This is a genomic window from uncultured Clostridium sp. (genome assembly GCF_947036855.1).
Taxonomy (GTDB): domain Bacteria; phylum Bacillota; class Clostridia; order Clostridiales; family Clostridiaceae; genus Sarcina.
Window position 1 is genome coordinate 1 of sequence record NZ_CAMQRY010000115.1, and the last position, 7,135, is coordinate 7,135.

A 7,135-nucleotide genomic window follows, 5' to 3' on the forward strand; every position below is an offset into this window, starting at 1 on the left:
AAAATAGTTATTCTATCTTCAAATTTTCTACCATTATGAATTATTGAAGTATAGTTACATATTCTTCCTTTAACATCACAATCAGAGCATGTACCAGTTATTGTACATGGAGACTTATGATTTATTCTTTTAGCATTTATTATCGCAATTTCTCTAATTCTTTTTTGTGCTGATTCAATATCTTCAGTTATTTTATTAACACCAGCTATAACAATAACTTTTTTAGGGCCGAATATCATAGCGGCAGCTCTATTGCCAGTGGAGTCCATATTCATTAATTCACCATTTTTAGTTATAGCATTTGTGCTAGTTATAAAAAAGTCTGCAAGCATAGATTGTCTCATAATTTCTACTGTTTCAGAGAATGGAACATCTTTATATCTATCAAATAATTTATAGTCATCTGATTTGAAAGTATTAATAATATCCATTTGATTTAAAGTTACAGAACCACCAAGTGCTATTGATGAGCCTTTTGGAATCATTTCTAAAACTTTACTTTTTGCATCTTCGAGGCTAGTACAATAATGAGCATTATAATGTTTGTTTTTTAAAATTTGGACTATATTATTAGCATCGCATTCCATTTTCCATTTGATTGATTTATCCATTTTATATCACACCTTTTTATTTTATAATAAGATTTAAGCTTGTTTAATCCTTGGCATCCACATTGGTTCTTTATCAAGTTCTGCCCAAATATATTTCATCATTAAATCCATTTTTAGTTCTTTAAACTCTGGATTATCCCAAAGGTTATTAATTTCTTTTGGATCATTTTGTAGGTCAAATAGTTCGCCAGAAGTCTGGTCATAATAGACAGTTATTTTATATCTTTCATTTACATAGGTTCTAAGATTCATAGTTTTATCTTCATGCCTATTTTCAACTATGATATGATCTCTAGCCATTTCTTTTTTACCATCCCAAACTTCTGATTGATTAACGCCTGTCATTGTTCTTGGAACGGTGTAATCACAGTAACTTAAAAATGTTGGTGCTAAATCTACTAATGATTGCATTGAATTATCTATTGTTCCAGCTGGGATATGATTTGGAAATCTAGCTATCATTGGGATTTTTATCATGTCTTCATAGTGGAAAGGACCTTTTCTTACAAGTCCATGATGTCCGAAGAAGTGTCCATGGTCTGTTGTGAAGACTACTATTGTATCTTCAGCCATTCCAAGACTATCAAGTTTATCTAGTATATCTCCAATATATTTATCCATCATTGAAATCATTCCATAATATACAGCAATATCTTTTTTTAGTTCATCTTCTTTTTGTCTATGTGAGTGTAGTCCATGCAAATCATGTCCGGATGTGCAGTAAGATGAATAATCAGGATGTTCTTCTTGTGTCATCTTAAAATGCATAGGATTTTTATCATGTTCACCATCTGCTAAAGTTGGAAGAGTTATCTCATTTGGGTCATACATTGAAGCCCAAGGTTCTGGAACAAAATACTCAGGATGTGGGTCAAAGAAACTACTCCAAAGGAAGAATGGTTCATCATTTTCCTTATGTTGTGCTAGTAGTTTATTTGTACTTTCTGTAATCCAAGTATTATAGTGATATTCTTCAGGAATATCCCAAGCACCCCAATTTCTTTCAGAGTTAAAGAATCCATTTTTTTCTTTTACAAGTGCTTCAATTCTTTTATAAACAGTTTGATCCATATTACCTGTTGGTCCAAGATAATAATCTTTCCAATTTAAACAACCTTTTTCTTCAAGCCATAATGCGTAGTGCTGTCCTACATGTGATTCTGTTGTATGATTTCTTGCAAGTTCATAGTAATCAAATCCATAGAATGGCTCTTTATAATTTTTCCAAAACTCTAAATCTTGAAGTATAGGATAAGCTTCAAGTGATGGATATTCTTCTGTCGAGGCTAAGGGTTGGAAGTGTGCCTTTCCAATTAATGAAGTTTTATATCCTTCTTTTGAAAGATATTCACCTATTGTTTTTTCAGTTTCAGGAAGTTTTGTACCAAGTGTCCATCCACCATGTTGACTTGGATATTTACCAGTTATAATTGATGCTCTTGTTGGTGTACAAGTTGGATTGGGGCAATATGCTCTTGTAAAAGTTTTTCCAGCGTCGCATAATCTATCAAGGTTTGGAGTTTTTATTTCTTTATTAAATTTACCTATTGTATCAAAGTGTTGCTGGTCACTTGTTATAAGTAAAATATTTGGTCTTTTCTTCATTTTAATCTCTCCTTATATTTAAATTAAGCCTTACACTTAGTTATTTTTCATTAAGCAGCTAATTTTGAATCATTAAAAAAATAGCTTTAATAATATATAAAGCAACATTTGTGCCAAGGAAAGTGTGACACAAACTGTGGCATGAAAGTTGCGACAAAATATAGTATGTAACTAAAGGTAAAATTAATGAGTGATAGGAGAAAAGTATGATAAGTTTACTTATAAAACCAGCATCATCAAGTTGTAATATAGGGTGTAAATATTGTTTCTATAAAGCGACTTGTAAAGAGAAAGAAGAAGAAAGTCATGGAATCATGAGTTTAGATATATTAGAAAAAATTATAAAGAAAGCATACCAAGATGCAGAAAATTACTGTGCATTTTCATTTCAAGGAGGAGAACCAACACTTGTAGGTATTTCTTTTTTTGAAAAAGTTATAGAATTTGAAAAAAAATATAATAAAAAAGGTATTAAAACAATGAATTCTATTCAAACTAATGGGATTTTGATAGATGAAGATTGGGCAAAGTTTTTTAAGAAAAATAATTTTTTAGTTGGTTTATCTATTGATGGTCCAAAAGAATTACATGATTTAAATAGAGTAGATTATGATAATAAAGGAACTTTTGATAGAGTGATGAATGCAAAAAAACTTTTTGATAAATATAATGTTGAATATAATGTTCTTAGTGTCATAACAAGTGCGACAGTAGAAAAAACTAATGATCTATATAAGTTTTATAAGGAAAATAATATAGATTTTGTTCAGCTTATTCCTTGTCTTGATGAAGGTTTTAATCAAAAAAATGAAAATTCAAGTTTAAAACAGAGCGAGTATGCAAAAATTCTTAAAGATATATTTGATATTTGGTATGAGGATTACAAAAAAGGTGAGCAAGTTAGTATAAGACTTTTTGAAAATATTTGTGCAGTAATTCTAGGTTATGAGGCAGAAAGTTGTGAGATGAGAGGGTATTGTAGTGTTCAAAATGTTATAGAAGCAAATGGTGATATATATCCTTGTGATTTTTATGTTAGTGATGATAAAAAGATTGTAAATATAAAAGATATAAGATTTAAAAATATAATGAAACAGAAAAAAGCTATAAGTTTTGTTAAAGAAAGACTTGTAGTAAATGAAAAATGCAAAACTTGTAAATATGGAGTTTTATGCAAAGGTGGATGTAAAAGATATAGAGTAGAGGGTTCTACTGAATATTATTTTTGTGATACTTTTACAGATTTTTATGATTATACAGTAGAAAGGTTTATCAAGGTTTGTCAGGATATAAAACAAAGAGAAGAATAAGTATTAAAAGAAAAACCACTTAAATTGTATTTATAATACAACTTAAGTGGTTTTATTTTGGAGAGGGTTATTTAATTTCTACAACATCAAATCCAAAATCTTCTATAGCTTCTGTTAAAACTTCGTTTGTAACATCACCTTCTATAGTAGCTTTTCCAACGATAACTTCCATTTTAGTTATTCCTGAAACTTCTGCTAAAGCTTTTTCTACGTTAGCAACACATTTATGACATGACATTCCTTCGATTATAACTGTTTTCATTATAAATTCACCTCTTTTAAATATTAACAAGATATAAAGCCTCTTGTTATGGCATATGTTTTAATTATTTAAATCTATTTTATACAAGTTTTGGTTTAAAAGTTTTAAGTCTTAATGCATTTAGTAGAACTGTTATAGAACTAAAGCTCATAGCAAATGCAGCAATCATAGGGTTAAGAAGTGGACCTCCAAAGAAGTACAATACTCCCATAGCTATTGGAATACCAATAGCATTAAATATTAATCCCCAGAATAAGTTCTCTTTTATGTTTATCATAGTTTTTCTACTAAGTTGTATAGCACCTATAACATCCATAATATCACTTCTCATAAGAACAATATCAGCAGATTCCATAGCAATATCAGTTCCTGATCCAATTGCCATACCAATATCAGCTATAGCAAGTGCTGGTGCATCATTTATACCATCTCCAACCATTGCAACTTTTTTACCTTCAGCTTGAATTTCTTTAACTTTTTCAGCTTTTTGATGTGGTAAAACTTCTGATATAACTCTTGAAATTCCAAGTTCTTTTGCTATAGCACCAGCAGTTTTCTTATTATCACCAGTTAGCATAACTACTTCAATACCCATTCTTGTAAGTATCTCAACAGCTTTTTTACTAGATGGTTTAACAGTATCTGCTACGGCTATGATTGCTTCAAGTTTTCCATCAATAATCATGTACATAGGAGTTTTACCCTCAGTAGCAAGTCTGTCAGATTCTTTTTCAAAGTTACCTGTAATAGCTACATTTTGGTCATCAACAAGTTTTTTATTTCCTATAAATATATCTTTAGAATCAATAGTAACTTCGATTCCTTTTCCAGATATAGAATTAAATTTTTCGATTTTTTTAAGTTCTAATCCTTTTTCAATAGCAAAGTTTACGATTGCTTCTCCAAGTGGATGCTCTGAACCTTTTTCAGCAGCTCCAGCTATTGATAAAATTTCATCTTCTGAGTAATCATTTGTGATAATATCTGTAACAACAGGTTTTCCTTCTGTTAATGTTCCTGTTTTATCAAGAACTATTGTTTGAAGTTTACCAGTAGTTTCAAGGGCTCCACCACCTTTAATTAAGATACCATGTTCGGCACCTTTACCAGTTCCAACCATGATTGCTGTAGGTGTTGCAAGTCCAAGAGAACAAGGACAAGCTATTACAAGAACAGCTATAAATATAGTGATGGCAAATTCAAAGTTTTGCCCTGTAAAGAACCAGAATAAACTAGCTATAATAGCTAAAACAATAACTACTGGAACAAAGAAACCAGCTATAACATCAGCAGTTCTAGCTATTGGAGCCTTAGAACCCTGTGCATCTTTAACAAGCTTAACAATTTGTGATATAACAGTATCTTTCCCAACTTTTGTTGCTTTATAAACTATTCTACCGTTTTTATTTATACTTGCTCCAAAAACATCATCTCCGATAGTTTTTTCAGCAGGTATACTTTCTCCAGTTAGCATACTTTCTTCAATAGATGTTTTTCCTTCAACAATTTTACCATCAACAGGTAACTTTTCTCCAGGTTTTACAACTATTAAATCTCCAACACTAACATCATCTATAGAAACTACAATTTCTTCACCATTACGAAGTATAGTAGCATTCTTAGGTGCAAGTCCCATAAGTTTTTTGATAGCATCAGAAGTTTTTCCTTTTGCAATACTTTCAAGAAACTTACCAAGACTTACAAAGGCTATAATAACTATTGCTGATACAAAGTATAATCTATATGCAAATTGTGTATCACCAGTAAAAATTTTAATCATAGCATATATACTATAAATGTATGCTGCCCCAGAACCCATAAATACTAAAGAGTCCATGTTAGGTAATCCAGCAAGTAAACTCTTAATTCCTGTTTTATAGAAACTTCTACCAAAGAAGATTCCTATACTAGTTAAAATAAATAATATGATAGAGTATGTAATTGGAGAAATATCTGGTGACATAAAGTTTGGAAGTGGCATTCCAACAAGATCTCCCATTGAGATAATAAAAACAGGTATAGCAAGTGCTGCTGTTAATATTAATCTTCTTTTATTAAATTTAACTTCATCATCAGAAGTATTTGCTTCGGTAACAACATCTTCTGTACTTGTAAGGATAAAATCTAGCTTCGCAAGTTTTGCTTTAACATCAGCTATTTTAACTTTTTCAGAATCATATTCAAAAGTTAAAAGATTAGATGTAGCATTAACTGCTATATTACTAACTCCATTCATTTTTCCAAGGATTTTTTCTATATTAACAGCACAAGCTGCACAAGTAATTCCTTCTACATTATAACTAGCTTGTTTCAAGTCTTGTTTTAAAGCAAAACCTATTTTAACAACTTTTTGTTCTATAGTTTCATAAGAAGTTTTATCTTTATCATAAGATATGCTAACACTATTATCAGCAATGTTTACTGAAACACTTTCAACACCAGTCATTTTTCCAACAACTCGTTCAATAGATGAAGCACAAGCAGCGCAAGTCATTCCTTCAACATTATAAGATTCTTGAACAAGTGATGGATTAATAACTCCAAAACCTATTTTCTCAATTTTTTGTTTTATCTTTTCTATATCCATAAGATTTTCATCATATGTGATATTTAGTTCTTCAGTAATCATATTTACAACTGAACTTTCTACTCCAACCATTTTTCTAGTAACTTTTTCAATAGAAGTAGAGCAAGCAGCGCAAGTCATACCAGTTATCTTTAGTGATTTCTTTTCCATTTAGACACGACCTTTCAATTTGTAGTACTGATGCAAGCTATTATTTTGTACCTAAAATTTTAGCCAGTACTTTATTAAGTTCATCAATTTTAGCATCGGCATTATCATTATTTTGTATACCATCTTTAAAACAACTATAAAGATGCTGTGATAATATATGTTTATTAGATTTTTTTACTAATGCTTGAACTGCAATTAATTGATTTGATATATCTATACAATATCTTTCATCCTCAATCATTTTAATTATTCCATCTATTTGCCCTCTAGCTGTTTTAAGTAGCTGAACGGCAGCTTTTTTATCATCATTCATAATATTAATCTCCCTATTAATACCCCCTACACTAAGGGGGTGTAGTATGTACTAATAATATATTTAAAAAGATATTATGTCAAATGAGATAGGATGTTAAACTAGTGGGAATATAGCTATAAATTAACAATATGATATTTAATTGCAAATAAATATTAAGATTTGATAATAAAATGTACTTTAAAATAAATAAATATAGCAAAAAAAGATAATTTAAAATTAAATCTAAATTATCTTTTTTAGAATATATTATAATTTGAAATATTTACTTAGATTCAAATTATAAATTTTTAACTT

Annotated in this window: 6 protein-coding genes; 1 reads left to right on the forward strand and 5 read right to left on the reverse strand. The window is 29.7% G+C overall.

Annotated elements, in window-relative coordinates; all coding sequences use genetic code 11:
- On the reverse strand, positions 1-611 hold a 611-nt coding region (locus tag Q0V15_RS10415; RefSeq protein ID WP_297438727.1), incomplete at its 3' end, for a lactate utilization protein.
- 33 nt (positions 612-644) lie between these two features.
- Entirely contained in the window at positions 645-2,216 is a 1,572-nt protein-coding gene (locus tag Q0V15_RS10420) for a sulfatase (protein ID WP_297438729.1), read from the reverse strand.
- A gap of 206 nt (positions 2,217-2,422) precedes the next feature.
- On the opposite strand from Q0V15_RS10420, the gene Q0V15_RS10425 reads away from it, so the two are divergent.
- Positions 2,423-3,526: an anaerobic sulfatase maturase gene (locus tag Q0V15_RS10425; RefSeq protein ID WP_297438731.1), complete on the forward strand. Its 1,104-nt coding sequence runs from the start codon at positions 2,423-2,425 to the stop codon at positions 3,524-3,526.
- A 67-nt stretch (positions 3,527-3,593) separates the two neighbouring features.
- Here the strand turns inward: Q0V15_RS10425 and Q0V15_RS10430 are convergent, their stop codons facing one another.
- The 3 genes from Q0V15_RS10430 to Q0V15_RS10440 form a co-directional block, all read right to left on the reverse strand.
- Complete coding sequence (locus Q0V15_RS10430; protein ID WP_297438733.1) at positions 3,594-3,788, reverse strand: heavy-metal-associated domain-containing protein; 195 nt, start codon at positions 3,786-3,788, stop codon at positions 3,594-3,596.
- A 79-nt stretch (positions 3,789-3,867) separates the two neighbouring features.
- Entirely contained in the window at positions 3,868-6,525 is a 2,658-nt protein-coding gene (locus tag Q0V15_RS10435; protein ID WP_297438736.1) for a heavy metal translocating P-type ATPase, read from the reverse strand.
- A 40-nt stretch (positions 6,526-6,565) separates the two neighbouring features.
- A complete protein-coding gene (locus tag Q0V15_RS10440) occupies positions 6,566-6,838 on the reverse strand; it encodes a metal-sensing transcriptional repressor (protein ID WP_297438738.1) in 273 nt (90 codons plus the stop codon).
- Between the last annotated feature and the right edge of the window lie 297 nt (positions 6,839-7,135).

Bases quoted from the DNA above. Each gene is read 5' to 3' on its own strand.
- Q0V15_RS10425 (WP_297438731.1), top strand. From the start codon at position 2,423: ATGATAAGTTTACTTATAAAACCAGCATCATCAAGTTGTAATATAGGG.
- Q0V15_RS10430 (WP_297438733.1), bottom strand. From the start codon at position 3,788: ATGAAAACAGTTATAATCGAAGGAATGTCATGTCATAAATGTGTTGCT.
- Q0V15_RS10420 (WP_297438729.1), bottom strand. From the start codon at position 2,216: ATGAAGAAAAGACCAAATATTTTACTTATAACAAGTGACCAGCAACAC.
- Q0V15_RS10440 (WP_297438738.1), bottom strand. From the start codon at position 6,838: ATGAATGATGATAAAAAAGCTGCCGTTCAGCTACTTAAAACAGCTAGA.
- Q0V15_RS10435 (WP_297438736.1), bottom strand. From the start codon at position 6,525: ATGGAAAAGAAATCACTAAAGATAACTGGTATGACTTGCGCTGCTTGC.